The following is a 16283-nucleotide window of genomic DNA, read 5'->3' on the forward strand; positions in this document are numbered from 1 at the left end:
GAAAACCAAATATTTTTGAGTTTTAAATAACTAACGAATGTGGTATCATAGGTGTATATTTGTGAAAAACAAATGACTTTGTACTACAAACAAAAACAAAGGAGCGAGATTGTATGTTAACAGATTTAGAAATTGCACAGGCTGCAAAAATGGCCCCTGTAACTGAAATTGCTAAGGAGTTAGGAATTGATGATGATTCCCTAGAGCTTTATGGCAAATATAAGGCAAAGGTTGCCTTAGATTCTTTTGGTAACAAGAATGGTAAATTAATCTTAGTTACCGCAATCAACCCAACTCCTGCAGGAGAAGGTAAATCAACAACTACGATTGGTTTAGGTGATGCACTTCACCGTCTTGGTAAGAAGACGGTCATTGCACTTCGTGAGCCTTCGTTTGGCCCTGTTTTAGGTGTAAAGGGTGGAGCTGCAGGCGGAGGATATGCACAGGTAGTGCCAATGGAGGATATCAACCTACATTTCACTGGTGACTTCCATGCGATTGAGGCTGCAAACAATTGTGTAGCTGCAGTTATCGATAATCATATGTTCCATGGTAATGAGCTTGATATCGACCCTACAAGAATTACATGGCATAGAGTTATCGATATGAATGATCGTGCATTAAGAAACTGTGTTGTTGGTCTTGGAGGACATACGAATGGTGTTCCAAGAGAGGATCATTTCGATATCGTTGTTGCATCTGAAATTATGGCTATCCTATGCTTAGCAAAGGATATGGATGATTTAAGAGCAAGACTGGATAGAACTGTAGTAGCATACAATAGAGATAGAATGCCAGTAACCATTAAGGATTTAAAGATTACTGGTGCATTAATGATGATTTTAAAGGATGCTTTAAAACCAAATCTAGTACAAACACTAGAGCATACACCAACATTTATTCATGGGGGACCATTCGCAAACATTGCCCATGGATGTAATTCTGTAATTGCAACAAAGAAGGCCCTATCCTATGGTGATTATGTTGTAACTGAGGCAGGCTTCGGCGCTGACTTGGGTGCTGAAAAATTCTTAAATATTAAGTGTCGTCAGGCAAATCTAAAGCCAAATGCCGTTGTCATTGTTGCAACAATTCGTGCTTTAAAGATGCATGGTGGAGTTAAGAAGGAAGATTTAGGAGAGGAAAATGTTGAAGCATTAAAGCTTGGATTTGGCAATTTAGAGAAGCATATTGAAAATATTAAGAAATTTGGACTACCTTATGTAGTTGCAATTAACCGCTTCACATCTGATACTAAAGCTGAACTAAAGGCTTTAGAGGATTGGAGCATAGAAAATGGACATCCAGTAAGCCTATCTGAGGTATGGGCTAAGGGTGGCGAAGGTGCTATCGATTTAGCAAAGAAGGTCATTGACCAAATTGAAAATGGTAAGAATGAATTCAAATTCATTTATGATGAAAATGACCCAATTAAGGATAAGATAGTTAAGATTTGTAAGGAAATTTATGGCGCATCTAATGTTGAATTTACGCAGGATGCAAAGAACCAAATTGCAAGACTTACAAAGCTTGGCTTTGAAAAACAATTAGTTTGTATGGCAAAAACACAATATTCATTATCGGACAATCCAAAATTATTAGGTAGACCAGAGGATTTCACGGTTACAATTCGTGGAGTTACACCATCCATTGGTGCTGGCTTTATCGTCGCATTAAGTGGAGATATTATGAGAATGCCAGGCTTACCAAAGGAGCCTGCTGCACAGAGAATGGATATTGTTCATGATAAGATTGTAGGATTGTTCTAAGCAGTATAGGAGGAGATTATTTATGGAATATGTTACAGGAAAAAGACAGGTGATTATGAATTTCTCAGAGAAATTCTGTAAGAGTGAAGCTGAGGTGTTATCTAGTGCCTGCTTTAAAGAGGTATGGGGCAAGTATATAGATCATCTATATAAAACAGAAAACCAAGCTTTTTTACCTGTTTTAAACATCTTTACAAAGAGTGATGTAAAGAAAAAGACAATTCTTTTGTTAAAGCTTTTATTAGAATTTGATGTAGAAGAGGTTCAATCCTTTGACCCATTCTACAACCAATCCTTATCTCGTAAGGATATATGGTACGATTTAGTACAAAACTTTTATGATTATTGGAGAAAGCTTGAAAGATATGCAGTAGTATTCACTCGTGCAACTATGGATGGTATTGAAACTGCATCCTTTATTGAAGCACAAACGGAATTCAACGATGTAGTACTTAAGACCTATCGTACCATTTGTGAAAAGTTTTATGGTCATCGCTTCCCAATTTACCGTCAGCTTCCTGCAGGTACAAATGCAGCTATCTTAATTTCTAAGAATCATTGGATGTCTAAGGATTCTGAATATGCATTTTTAAGAGATTGTGAAGCAATTGAGGAGATTATTATTCGTCCTCCTTTCATTTCTTATTCGGATAAGAACAAGAGAACAGGTACTTATCCTGAGGCAAAGGAAAACCCAATCCATTGGATTAAGGATAACTTCAAGGCACAGGAATATTATTGCTATGCCGCAAAGGTAGGTAGTGCACTTGCTTACGTATATTTCCATAGAGATTATCTTGCTCATGGTATTACATTATGTAATTTATTTGAATTTGTACCAGTATCTGAGGTTCAAGGCAAAAAGCCTGAATTAATCTATGTGTTTGGTGCAGACTATGAGGATGAATCTTATTTCTATTACGATAAGGAAAATGATATCTATGTAGGTGTTGCACCTCATAATTCCTCTATCGATTATTTTGGATATATGAAGAAGATGCTATTAACCTTATATAATACTAAGATGATTGAAGAGGGTGGATTACCACTTCATGGTGCATGTGTACATATTACTATGAAGAATGGTAAGACAAAAAACATTGTCATCATTGGTGATTCTGGTGCTGGTAAGAGTGAATCTTTAGAGGCATTATCTGAAATGGCTGGAGATGATATTTCCTCTCAGCTTACAATCTTCGATGATATGGGTACATTTAAGTTTGATGAGAATGGTAATATTAAGGCTTATGGTACCGAAATTGGTGCATTCGTAAGATTAGATGATATGACTGGTGGATATGCTTATCGTGAAATGGATAGAGCAATCTTCATGAATCCTGATAAAACAAATTCTCGTTTAGTTATCCCTGTTGCAACATATCCTCAAATTATGGAAGGCTATAGTGTTGATATGGTATTATATGCAAACAACTATGACCCTGAATGTGAGGATGCAGTAGAATTCTATAAGTCTGCTGAGGAAGCAAAGAAGATTTTCATTCGTGGTGCAAGAAGAGCTAAGGGTACAACACAAGAGGTTGGTATGACAGAAACATTCTTTGCAAATCCTTTTGGACCAGTTCAAAGAGAAGATAAGACTAGAGTAATTATCGATAAGGTATTTGATAAATTGTTTGAGGATGGTACACCCGTTGGTGTATTACATACAAGACTTGCAGTTCCAGGAATGGAGCATGAGGGTCCAGCATTAGCTGCAAAAAGATTATTTGAAATTATTGGAGATTAAGTATGGTATCTGTTGGAATTATAATGGGATCAACTTCAGATTATGAGGTAATGAAGGATGCTTGTAGCATGCTTGATGAATTTGGAGTAGAATACGAGAAAAAGGTTGTTTCTGCACATAGAACTCCAGATTTGATGTATGAATATGCTAAAAGTGCAGAGGAAAGAGGAATTAAAGTGATTATTGCAGGTGCAGGAGGTGCTGCACACCTACCTGGTATGGTAGCTGCAATGACTACACTACCTGTCATTGGTGTTCCTGTTAAGTCTCGTGCGTTAAATGGGCTTGATTCCTTATTATCTATTGTGCAAATGCCTGGTGGGGTTCCTGTGCTTACGGTTGCCATCAATGGTGCAAAGAATGCGGCATTATCTGCAGTGGCTATTTTAGCTACATCGAATCCAGCATTAGCTAAAAAGCTAAAAGAGTATCGTAAGAATCAAACAGAATCCGTGCTTCATGCAAATTTAGATGAATAATTTATAGTTTTTATAGTTTTAAGCTTAAAAATGTGGTACGATATATATAGCATTTATTACATTAATAAGTATAGGAGGAATGAATAATGCCTTTAGTAAATTCAAAAGAATTATTTGAAAAAGCTTATAAGGAAGGATATGCTGTTGGTGCTTTCAATGTGAACAACATGGAAATCGTTCAAGCTATCACTGAAGCTGCTGGTGAATTAAATTCTCCAGTTATCCTACAAGTATCTTCTGGTGCTAGAAAATATGCTAACGCTAGATACTTAGTTCATATGGTTCAAGCAGCTGTAGAGAACAACCCTAATATTCCAATCGTTTTACACCTAGACCATGGTGATTCATTCGAATTATGTAAGGCTTGTATCGATGATGGCTTTACATCTGTTATGATTGACTATTCCGGTCATTCTTATGAAGAAAATGTTGAAGTAACAAAGAAGGTATGTGATTATGCTCATGACGTTAAGGCTCGTGGTCGTTATGTAACAGTAGAAGCTGAGCTTGGTACTTTAGCAGGTGTTGAGGATGATGTAAAAGTTGAGTTTGGCAAGTCAAGCTATACAGATCCAGAGCAGGTACAGGATTTCGTAACTCGTACTGGTGTTGACTCTTTAGCAATCGCTATTGGTACATCTCATGGTGCATACAAGTTCAAAGCGGATCAGTGTACAAGAAATAAGGATGGTATTTTAGTTCCACCTCCACTAAGATTCGATATCTTAAAAGAAGTTGAAAAGAGATTACCAGGATTCCCTATCGTATTACATGGCTCTTCATCTGTTCCACAGGAATATGTTAAGATCATTAACGAGCATGGTGGAAAGATGCCAGATGCTATCGGTATTCCAGAGGATCAGTTAAGAGAAGCAGCTAAGATGGCTGTATGTAAGATTAACATTGACTCAGACTTACGTTTAGGTATGACTGCAGCAATCCGTCTTCACTTCGATGAGCATCCAGATCATTTCGACCCACGTCAGTATTTAGGCGATGGTAGAAAGAACGTTAAGGACGTTGTAAAGCATAAGATTGTAGAAGTTTTAGGTTCTGACAATAAGGCTTAATATATATAGGATGAGTGCCACTGGATTCGCATTCATCCTTTTTTCTTTTCTTGGTAAAAATGGTAATCGCTTCCATAAAGGATTGAGATTAAATTATATTGAAAATAACTGTTTTAAATGTTAAAATGTTTTAAAATTATAATATTTTTGGAGGATTATTATATGGCTTTTTATTATGATGAACCATCACATACTTTCAGTGAGTATTTATTAGTTCCTGGTTATTCTGATGAGAATTGTATTCCACAAAATGTTTCTCTAAAGACACCGCTTGTAAAATTTAAAAAGGGTGAAGAACCAGCAATTTCTATGAACATTCCTATGATTTCTGCAATCATGCAATCGGTATCTAACGATACGATGGCAATTGCTTTAGCAAAGGAAGGTGGAATTTCCTTTATTTATGGTTCTCAAACGGTTGAGAATCAAGCAGCAATGGTAAAGAAGGTGAAATCCTACAAGGCAGGCTTTGTTACAAGCGATTGTAACCTATCCCCTGAGGATACATTAGCTGACGTTTTAGCTATTAAAGAGGAAACAGGTCATTCTACTGTTGCGATTACAGCGGATGGTACACCATCTGGTAAGCTAATGGGCATTGTATCTAGTAGAGATTATAGAGTTTCTCGCATGGAAGCTACCTTAAAGGTTAAGGAATTCATGACACCTATTGAAAAAATGGTTACAGCTCCAGAGGGAACTTCTTTAAAGGAAGCAAATGATATTATTTTTGAGCATAAGTTAAATAGTCTTCCAATTGTCGATAAAAATGGTTGTTTAGTTGCATTTGTATTCCGTAAGGATTATTCCTCTCATAAGGAGAATCCATTAGAACTATTAGATTCTCATAAGAGATATATTGTTGGTGCTGGTATCAACACAAGAGATTATGAGACGAGAGTACCTGCATTAGTTGAGGCTGGTGCGGATGTATTATGTATTGATTCTTCTGAGGGATTCTCTTGCTGGCAGAAGAATACAATTCAGTGGATTAGAGATAAATATGGAGATAAGGTTAAGGTTGGCGCTGGTAATATCGTAGATAGAGAAGGCTTCCGCTTCTTAGCTGAGGCTGGTGCGGATTTCATTAAGATTGGTATTGGTGGAGGATCTATTTGTATCACAAGAGAAACCAAGGGTATTGGTCGTGGTCAGGCAACTGCAGTTATTGAGGTTGCTAAGGCAAGAGACGAATACTTTAAGGAAACAGGTATTTATATTCCTATTTGTTCTGATGGTGGTATTGTTCATGATTACCATATTACACTTGCTTTAGCTATGGGCTGTGACTTCTGTATGCTTGGTAGATATTTTGCAAGATTCGATGAGTCTCCAACACAGAAGATGCTTGTAAATGGTAACTATATGAAGGAATACTGGGGTGAAGGTAGTGCTCGTGCAAGAAACTGGCAAAGATATGATTTAGGTGGTGCAAAGAAGCTATCCTTTGTTGAAGGTGTTGACTCTTATGTTCCATATGCTGGTCCACTTCATGACACTCTTCAAGTTACATTATCTAAGATTCGCCATACAATGTGTAACTGTGGCGCATTATCTATTCCTGAATTACAATCTAAGGCTAAATTAACATTAGTATCTAGTGTATCTATCGTTGAAGGTGGAGCACACGATGTTGTTGTAAAGAATAGTAATACAAATAATTAATTTTAAGGGGCATTTGCCCCTTTTCCTTATAAAAAAAAGACCTAAAGAATTACTCTTTAGGCCTATTGAACATATTCTTCTTGAATCGTTGCATCAGATAACAATTCTTCTAAAAGTCCCTCTTTAAAATCCTCAATTATAGGGTTTCTTTCAGGAGAAATAGTGATTCTGTTTGGATCCTTTAAAAGAAGTCCTGCAACTATATTTGAAATTGGATTTAGCGAAATAATATCTTTAGGAGCTCTTGTTTTTGTAAAGAATTCCTTTATAGCTGTATAAATCGGACTAATAAAATCTGTTGTTGTTGCAATACAAGGAGTTGAATATATTATTTTTTTGGTATTTTTATCTAATATAATTGGAATAAATGGTAAATATGCTTCTCCATCCTTTATAACTGGTTCAGGAGAACCAATTAAATCAAATACGAAGGTGTGGTTTCCTTTTTTGAAATTATTTTCATCTACTAATAACAATTCATTAAAGTGTGGTGGAGCTATAAAATCGTTGTTTGCTTTCCTATATTTAACATTGTAATTGTTATCTATGGTAACATTTAAATCAAAGATATCCTTATAGTGTCTTGGTTTTTTGGAATATTCACGAATGAATACAAGAAACATCTCTAATGCATAATTCAGTTCATGGAATTGAACATTTGAATGTACATAATCGAATGGCCTACCAATTTTGAATTCGTGGAAGGATGGGTATTTTATGTTTTTTATTTCTTTAAGAGTAGAATCTAAGAAGTCTTTCTCCTCTATATTTAAATCATCATAATAATCAAAATAGATTGCATAGGAATTTTTTATCATATGTGGGAGTATAGATTTATCATCTAGTTCTGCAAGCAAACATTCCAAATTTAACTGCCTAAAGCCTTCCTCTCCATAATAAACACATAATCCATAACAAGACCCAGCATTTCCTAATACAACATATGAAATCTCACTATCATCAAAATGAATGGTTATATGATCTTGGTCAGAAAAATATTTCCATGGTTCATATTCCATTATTTTGTTTGCTTGTTCAACAAGGGTTCTTTTTTGGTTTTTTGATATTTTTTTATATACAACATTATTCATAAAGGCCCACTCTTTAATGACTTTCTTATAGAGGTTTTCCTCAAACATGTCGTATTCATCCTCAAGGTTATATTCCGAAATTAATTCTTTGAAATGTTTATATGATTTTTTCTTATGTAGACAATCTTTTAAATCATCATATTCATATTTTTGAACAAAGGCACTCATTACTTCAAAATTACTTACTTTGGGAAGTGGAAGTGTGAATAATTCAAGTGATGCAAAATCTAACAAAGACATTTCATCTATTGAGTAATCATTTAAATGATGAACCTTTAGGGAATCATGATTCTTTACCCATTCCTCTTCAAATATTAAAACACTCTCTGTTTTTTTATCGTAAAAATATAATGTGTTCTCGTTTTTATCGTATAAGTATCTAATTAATTTATTTAAATTCTTCATTTTCATCACCTATTTATAGTATATATTATTATAAAAAAAATAAAAGAGAAAATCATAAATTTTATTTGACCTATATTATTGTATATAATATAATATTTAAGGGCACCTTAGAAAGCACTCCCTCAAATGGGAGTTTTTATTTTTTATTATATTTCACCCCTGGGAAGAGATGAAAAGTATGAGATTAGCTTTTGACAATGAAAAGTATCTAGAATTACAATCCAAAAACATTTTGGATAGAGTTTCTAAGTTTGGAAACAAGCTTTATATTGAATTTGGAGGAAAGCTTTTTGATGATTATCATGCATCGAGAGTATTACCAGGATTCTTACCCGATTCAAAGCTTAGAATGCTATTAACCTTAAAGGATAAGGTAGAAGTAGTTATTGCAATTAATGCAAAGGATATTCTTAAAAATAAAATGCGTGGAGATTTAAATATCAATTATGAAACTGAGGTTTTAAGATTGATTGATGCCTTCCGTGCATCAGGATTATTTGTTGGTTCTGTTTGTATTACGCAATATCAAACTGCACCCCAGGTAGCAAGCTTTAAGAAAAAGCTGAATAACCTAGGAGTTAAGACATACCTACATTATGAAATTGCTGGATATCCTCATGATATAAACAATATTATTTCAGAAAATGGCTTCGGTAAGAATCAGTATATAGAAACAGAACGTCCCATTGTTGTCGTTACTGCACCAGGACCAGGCTCTGGAAAAATGGCAACCTGCCTATCTCAGCTTTACCATGAAAATAAAAGAGGAGTAAAGGCTGGATATGCAAAGTATGAAACATTCCCTATTTGGTCTATTCCTTTAAAGCACCCTGTAAATTTAGCTTATGAGGCTGCAACTGCAGATTTAAATGATGTCAATATGATTGACCCATATCATTTAGAGGCTTATAATAGTTTAGCAGTTAATTATAATAGAGATGTTGAAATATTCCCTGTATTAAAATCTATGTTTGAGGCTATTTATGGAAAATCACCATATAAATCTCCAACAGATATGGGAGTAAATATGGCAGGCTTTTCTATATGTGATGATGAGGCTGCATGCCAAGCATCAAAGGATGAAATCATAAGAAGATATTTAAATTCTTTAGTAGATTTAAGAAATGGTAAGATTAATCAAGAGGCTATAGATAAAATCCTATTATTAATGAGACAGCTTAATATTGGCGTTGAGGATAGAAAGTGCGTTCAAGCTGCATTAGATAAAAAGAAGAAGAGTGGTACTGAGGCAATGGCACTTGAGCTTGAGGATGGTACTATTGTTACATCTCGTACAACTTCACTACTTAGTGCACCTGCCGCATTAATCTTAAATTCATTAAAAACTCTAGCAGGTATTCGTGATTCGATTCCTCTAATTGCACCTGCAATTATTGAACCAATTTCAAAGATGAAGATTGATAAGCTTGGAAATCATAATCCAAGATTACATTTAGATGAAATTCTAATTGCACTTGCAATTTCTGCAACAACAAATCCCCTTGCAGATATGGCATTAAAGAAGATTGATGAATTAAAATTCACTCAGGCGCATTCTACTGTAATTCTTCCACAGGTGGATTCTGAAGTATTAAAGAAGCTAAAAATTGAGGTTACAACAGAGCCTAAATTCTATGCACACAAGTTATATTCAAAATAAGAGCAAGCAATTGCTCTTTTTTGATAAAGCATAAAATTATTTGTTATAATTTTAATGAGGGGGATACGAGTGAAAATTAGGCTTTTATACCTTATGCTTTTGGGCATGTTTGGGATTACATCTTGTAGTTCTATAAATACAACAGTAGATAATATAGTGGAGGTAGATGAAATGAACATGATTTTAAAAATAAATGATACTTTTGTAGATGCAACATTCTATGATAATGCCTCGGTTAAGGAATTAAAGAGATTAGCTAAGGATACTCTTGTAATTTCTATGCATATGTACGGTGGATTTGAACAGGTTGGAAGTATAGGACATAGTCTTCCATCTAGTGATCAAGAATTGACAACAGATTATGGGGATATTGTTCTATATTCTAGTAATCAGCTTGTAATATTTTATGGTTCAAATACCTGGAACTATACGAAGCTTGGGCATATTCATTTATCAAAAGAGGAGCTTAAGACTTTATTATCGAATGGAGATGTCGTTGTAACATTATCTTTATGTGAAGCATAATGAAATTCTTTAAGATAGCGATTTCATCTCATTTTTAATTTCGATTTATTGATAATCAAAACCATTTAGAATATAATTTATATCGCATGGTGTACTATAAAGTACAAATATAGGAGGATTTATTTAATATGGCATTAGTTAATGTTAAAGACATGATGCAGGCCGCTCGTGAAGGCCATTATGCAATTGGTGCATTCAACACAAACAATCTTGAATGGACTAAGGCAATTCTTGAGACTGCTGAGGAGCAGAAGTCCCCAGTTATCATCGAGGTATCTGAGGGTGCTACTAAGTACATGGGTGGATACAAGGTTGTTGCTGACTTGGTTAGAGATTTATTTGAGGCAAAGAAGATTACTGTTCCTGTTGCCCTACACTTAGACCATGGTACTTATGAAGGTGCTAAGGCTGCTTTAAAGGCTGGCTTCACATCTGTTATGTTCGATGGTAGTGCATTACCTCTTGAGGAGAATATTGCAAAGACTAAGGAAATCGTTACATTAGCTCATTTCTGTGGCGCTACAGTTGAGGCTGAGGTTGGCGCTATTGGTGGCGAAGAAGATGGCGTTAAAGGTCGTGGTGAAGTTGCTGATCCAAATCAGTGCAAGTTAATTGCTGATTTAGGTATCGATATGCTTGCTGCTGGTATCGGTAATATTCATGGTCCATATCCTGCAAACTGGTTAGGTCTTGATTTCGATTGCTTAGCTGCAATTAAGGCTAAGTGCGGTGATATGCCTTTAGTATTACATGGTGGTACTGGTATTCCTGAGGATCAGGTTAAGAAGGCTATCAGCTTAGGTGTATGCAAGGTAAATGTTAACACTGAGTGTCAGCAGTATTTTGCAGCTGCAACTAGAAAATATATCGAAGAAGGCAAGGACTTAGAGAAGAAGGGTTATGACCCACGTAAGTTATTAAAGCCAGGCTTCGAAGGAATCAAGGAAATTGTTGCGATTAAGATGGCAATGTTCGGTTCTACTGGTAAAGCTTGCTAATTAACTAATTATTTATACGAGAGTGGCTTATGGCCACTCTTTTGTTTTGTTTTTCCTCTATTGAAATTCTTTTTAGCAAACATTATAATTGAAGTGGAAGAATCGATGAAAAAGGTGATTTTATGATACGAAGAGTTAAGAACGAGGATGCAAAAAGATTAGTTGAAATTTATAATTATTACATCCGAGAAACAGAAGCAACATTAGAGCTTAAGGAATTAACAGAACAAGAATACCTAGAACGTATCCATCAGGTTACTTCCTTTTATCCATGGTTGGTATATGAAGAAAAGGGTGTAATCTATGGCTTTGCATATTTAGATAAATTCAATACGAGAAAGGCCTATGCCACTACCGCAGATTTATCGATTTATGTAGATCATACCCTAAAGAGAAAGGGTATTGGGAAGAGGCTATACCAAGAAATAGAAAAGCTTGGGCTATCCTTAGGCTTATGTAAAATTATTTCCTTAGTTACAACAAGCAATAGAACATCTATATCCTTCCATAAGGCTATGGGCTTTACCAAGCTGTGCTTAATTAAGAATGCTGCATATAAGCATGGCAAATGGGTTGGTGTAACCTTTTTAGAGAAGAATGTTCAATCCATTGTGACCCCATCCCTAAACAAGGATGAACCATCCTATAGAAATAAAGTAGAATAATTCTAATCCACCCTTGAGGTGGATTTTTCATTTTTTTTAAGGGGATATATATCTTATTAAATTTTTTTTGTAAAAATTCTTGCATTATTTGACAACTTGCAATATAATATTAAAATGCGTATAATGGCAAATGTTTGCTGATTTACGTTTGAAAATTAGAGTTTTACTAAGTAAAAACTTAGTTAAGATAGATTCGTGGAAATCAAAAAAAGGTATTAAACACCCTTTTAGCGATTGCTATAAAGTCTAGTAGACGGTTTAGAAACAATAGAAAGGAAAAAGTATAATTCGTTATACAACTAGGTGGCTTTATGAAGATTGTCAATTATGGTAAGAAATCCACTCGTCGTAATTACTCCAGAGTACGTACAAGTGTTGATTTACCCGACTTAATTGAAATTCAGACAAAATCATTTGATTGGTTTGTCGAGCAGGGCTTAAAAGAAGTATTTGAGGATGCATCTCCTATTACTTCCTTCAACGGTGATTTAAAATTATCCTTCTTGGATTATCGTTTTGAAGACCCAAAGTACAATGTTGTTGAATCTAAACTAAGAAAGATCAACTATTCTCGTCCATTAAAGGTGAAGGTAATGCTTGAGCATACACAAACTGGCAACTTATTTGAGCATGAAATGTTCATGGGTGATATTCCTTATATGACTCCAGTTGGAACATTCGTAATCAATGGTGCTGAGCGCGTAGTTATTTCACAGATCATTCGTTCATCTGGTGTTTACTTCGATAAGGAAATCGATAAGAAGACAGGAGATGTCAAATTCTCTGGTCAGGTAATTCCTACACGTGGTGCTTGGATTGAGTATGAAGCAGGATCTAAGGATGTTTGGTATGGTAAGCTAGACCGTTCCAAGAAAATTCCTTTAACTACAATTTTAAGAGCTTATGGTTTATCTACAGATGAGCAGATTATCGATTTATTCGGTAATAGCGAGCATTTAGCTGCAACCTTTGAAAAGGAAAAGGAAGAGAACAAGAATTCTGAAAATGCAGCTATCGAAGTATATTCTAAGCTACGTCAGGGAGACCGTGTTCCGGCAGATGGTGCTAGAGCTTTAATTTCGGATCGTCTATTCAATGCGAATAAGTATGATTTACAAACTGTAGGTCGTTTTAAGTATAATATTAAGCTAGACGTTTTACAGCGTGCTAAGAATCATACATTAGCTCAAGATGTTGTTGCTCCAAAGGATATCTTTGATGAAGAGACAGGTGAACTATTATTTGCAGAGGGTACAGTTATTGCTTCCTATGGCGATAGAATCTCTGGTGAGGTATATGATAAGCTAGATAAGGCTAGAGAGGCTTTCCGTCAGGTTATCGATTTAAATAATACTTTATGTGAGGATCCAATTTGTGAAATCCTATTCATCAATGAAGTTAAGGGTGATCAAACTGAGGTTGTAAAGGTTATCGGTAACTATCATGCTGAAACTGCACTTCATATCACAATGTCTGATATTTTAGCTACAGTATCTTATTATATGAATCTGTATTCTGGAGTTGGTACAATTGATGATATTGACCACTTAGGAAATAGACGTTTAAGATTAATTGGTGAATTATTAAAGAACCAATTCCGTATTGGCTTTGCAAAGCTAAAGAAGAATATTGAGGATAGAATGTCTACTGTTGAAGTAGAAAAGGCTACTCCTCAGAACTTAATTAACATTAAGCCTTTAACATCTTCTTTAAAGGAATTCTTTGGTTCTTCACAGCTATCCCAGTTCATGGATCAGATTAACCCTCTTGCTGAAATCACACAGAAGAGACGTATTTCTGCCTTAGGTACTGGTGGTATCGCAAGAGATAGAGCTGGTGTTGAGGTTCGTGATGTACACAATTCTCACTATGGTAGAATGTGCCCTATCGAAACACCAGAAGGTCCATCTATCGGTTTAATCACTTCCTTAGCTACATACGCTAAGGTTAATGAATACGGCTTTATTGAAACTCCATTCTTTGCTGTTGAAAGAGATAGCGAGGGTAGAAATGTAGTTTCTGCCGATAAAATTGTTTACTTATCTGCAGATGATGAGGAAGGTAAGATTATTGCCGCTGCCAACACTCGTCTAGATGAGAATGGATACATGATTGATGAAAAGATCATTGGTCGTCGTAATGGTGAGGCTGAAATGTTCAGCAAAACAGATAAGATTGACTACATGGACGTTTCTCCACAGCAGATTGTATCCGTAGCTGCAGCCTGCGTTCCATTCCTAGAGCACGATGATGCTACTCGTGCATTAATGGGTGCAAACATGCAGCGTCAGGCAGTACCTATTATTAATCCTGAATCTCCAATTGTTGGTACGGGTATGGAGTACCGTGCTGCAAAGGATTCTGGTTCTGCATTAATTTGCTTAAGAGATGGTATTGTTGAATATGTTGACGCAAAGAAGATTTTAGTAAAAGAAGATGATGGTCAGACTCGTAAATACGAATTATATCAGTTCTTACGTTCTAACTCTGCAACTGCAATTATGCAGCGTCCAATCGTTAGTGTTGGTGAAAGAGTAGAAAGGGGCGATGTTATTGCTGATGGTCAGTCCATGAAGGATGGTGAATTAGCCTTAGGTAGAAACGTTCGTATTGCCTTCATGACATGGGAAGGATATAACTTCGAGGATGCTGTTATCATGTCTGAAAAGATGGTATATGATGATTACTATACATCCTTACATATCGATGAATTTGAAATTGAAGCAAGAGACACTAAGCTTGGTGCAGAAGAGTTCACTTATGAAATTCCTAATGTAAAGGAAGAATCTAAGAGAAATCTTGATGCAAATGGTATTATCATTCCAGGTTCTGAGGTTAAGGAAGGAGATATCTTAGTTGGTAAGACTACTCCTAAGGGACAAACAGATCCAACACCAGAAGAAAAGCTATTACTTGCAATCTTCGGTGAGAAGAGCCGTGATGTTCGTGATTCCTCTTTAAGAGTTCCTCATGGAGGAGGAGGTATTGTACAGTCTGTACAGCATTTCAAGAAGTCTCAGGGTGATGATTTAACTCCAGGTGTTAATGAGGTTGTTCGTATCTTTATCGTACAGAAGAGAAAGATCCAGGTTGGAGATAAGATGGCTGGTCGTCATGGTAACAAGGGTGTTATCTCGAATATCCTACCAGTTGAGGATATGCCATTTACTGCAGATGGTCGTCCAATCGACATCATGCTAAACCCACAGGGTGTTCCATCTCGTATGAACATCGGTCAGGTTCTAGAATTACATTTAGGTATGGCAGCTAGAACAATTACTGAGCGCGATAGAGCTAAGTATGTTGAGGAATATGTAGCAAAGAATGGTGTTAAGCCAACGAATGCTGAAATTGAAAAGGCTGTACCTGAACTTAAGGTTGCAACTCCAGTATTCGATGGTGCAACGATTGAAGATATTGAGCAGATCATGAAGGAAGCTGGTATGCACCGTCAGGAAATGATCGATAAGGGCTTAAACCCAGACGATCAAGCAGCTGTTGATGGCTACACTTGCGATGGTAAGCAGATTCTATTCGATGGTCGTACAGGTGAACCATTTGAAAACCGTATCACTGTTGGTATCATGTACTTCGTTAAGCTATCTCACATGGTTGATGATAAGCTACATGCAAGAAACATTGGTAAGTATACATTAGTTACGCAGCAGCCAATGGGTGGTAAGGCACAAAATGGTGGTCAGCGTTTCGGTGAAATGGAAGTTTGGGCACTACAGGCATATGGTGCAGCTCATGTTTTACGTGAAATGATGACCGTTAAGTCTGATGACTTAGTTGCAAGAGATCGTACATTCGATGCTATTGCATCTGGTAAGCCATTACCAGATACATCCATTCCTGAGGCATTCCGTGTATTAACACGTGAATTACAGTCCTTAGGTATTCATGTTGAATTAATTAATCAAGACGGTGAAAACGAAGTTAATCGTTCTATCGTTGATCATACAATTCGTCAGGTTGAAACAAACCGTGTATCCTATAATTACATTTCCGCTTCTAATTTGAACTTTGATGATGAGGCTAAGGTAGAAGAATCTACTGAGGCTGTTGCACAGGTTGAAGAAGCAGATGACGATATCGCGTTCGAGGAGGAGGAATAAGATGAAGCAATATAAGTATATTAAAATCGGTTTAGCTTCTCCTGAGGAAATCAGATCATGGTCTCATGGTGAGGTTTTAAAGCATGAAACA

11 protein-coding genes are annotated in these 16283 nt (G+C 36.0%); 10 read left to right on the top strand and 1 reads right to left on the bottom strand.

Annotated features, from left to right (window positions below):
* Positions 1–113: 113 nt before the first annotated feature.
* From SPJ17_RS00155 to SPJ17_RS00175, 5 genes are all read left to right on the top strand, one after another.
* The gene (locus SPJ17_RS00155) at positions 114–1769 is read left to right on the top strand and encodes a formate--tetrahydrofolate ligase (protein WP_321091535.1); all 1656 of its coding nucleotides are present in this window, start codon (positions 114–116) and stop codon (positions 1767–1769) included.
* Positions 1770–1791: 22 nt separating this feature from the next.
* Positions 1792–3516: a hypothetical protein gene (locus SPJ17_RS00160; protein ID WP_321091537.1), complete on the top strand. Its 1725-nt coding sequence runs from the start codon at positions 1792–1794 to the stop codon at positions 3514–3516.
* A gap of 2 nt (positions 3517–3518) precedes the next feature.
* Entirely contained in the window at positions 3519–3995 is a 477-nt protein-coding gene (gene purE, locus SPJ17_RS00165; RefSeq protein WP_321091540.1) for a 5-(carboxyamino)imidazole ribonucleotide mutase, read from the top strand.
* Between the two features lie 86 nt (positions 3996–4081).
* Entirely contained in the window at positions 4082–5065 is a 984-nt protein-coding gene (fba, locus tag SPJ17_RS00170; RefSeq protein ID WP_321091543.1) for a class II fructose-1,6-bisphosphate aldolase, read from the top strand.
* A 162-nt stretch (positions 5066–5227) separates the two neighbouring features.
* Positions 5228–6730 (top strand): IMP dehydrogenase, encoded by a 1503-nt coding sequence (locus tag SPJ17_RS00175; protein WP_321091545.1) that lies wholly within the window; start codon positions 5228–5230, stop codon positions 6728–6730.
* Positions 6731–6792: 62 nt separating this feature from the next.
* On the opposite strand, the gene SPJ17_RS00180 is transcribed toward SPJ17_RS00175, so the two are convergent.
* The gene (locus tag SPJ17_RS00180) at positions 6793–8226 is read right to left on the bottom strand and encodes a hypothetical protein (protein ID WP_321091546.1); all 1434 of its coding nucleotides are present in this window, start codon (positions 8224–8226) and stop codon (positions 6793–6795) included.
* Positions 8227–8404: 178 nt separating this feature from the next.
* Between SPJ17_RS00180 and SPJ17_RS00185 the strand changes: the two genes are divergently transcribed.
* The 5 genes from SPJ17_RS00185 (at position 8405) to SPJ17_RS00205 (ending at position 16192) form a co-directional block, all read left to right on the top strand.
* Positions 8405–9886: a DUF1846 domain-containing protein gene (locus SPJ17_RS00185; protein WP_321091547.1), complete on the top strand. Its 1482-nt coding sequence runs from the start codon at positions 8405–8407 to the stop codon at positions 9884–9886.
* Between the two features lie 69 nt (positions 9887–9955).
* Positions 9956–10411: a cyclophilin-like fold protein gene (locus SPJ17_RS00190; RefSeq protein WP_321091550.1), complete on the top strand. Its 456-nt coding sequence runs from the start codon at positions 9956–9958 to the stop codon at positions 10409–10411.
* 128 nt (positions 10412–10539) lie between these two features.
* Positions 10540–11409, top strand: coding sequence for a class II fructose-1,6-bisphosphate aldolase (gene fba / locus SPJ17_RS00195; RefSeq protein ID WP_321091551.1), 870 nt, complete (start codon positions 10540–10542; stop codon positions 11407–11409).
* 122 nt (positions 11410–11531) lie between these two features.
* Positions 11532–12074, top strand: coding sequence for an N-acetyltransferase family protein (locus tag SPJ17_RS00200; protein WP_321091552.1), 543 nt, complete (start codon positions 11532–11534; stop codon positions 12072–12074).
* 311 nt (positions 12075–12385) lie between these two features.
* A complete protein-coding gene (locus SPJ17_RS00205; protein WP_321091553.1) occupies positions 12386–16192 on the top strand; it encodes a DNA-directed RNA polymerase subunit beta in 3807 nt (1268 codons plus the stop codon).
* The last annotated feature ends 91 nt before the right edge of the window (positions 16193–16283 follow it).

The organism is Anaeroplasma sp., assembly GCF_034179385.1.
GTDB lineage: Bacteria > Bacillota_I > Bacilli_A > Acholeplasmatales > Anaeroplasmataceae > Anaeroplasma.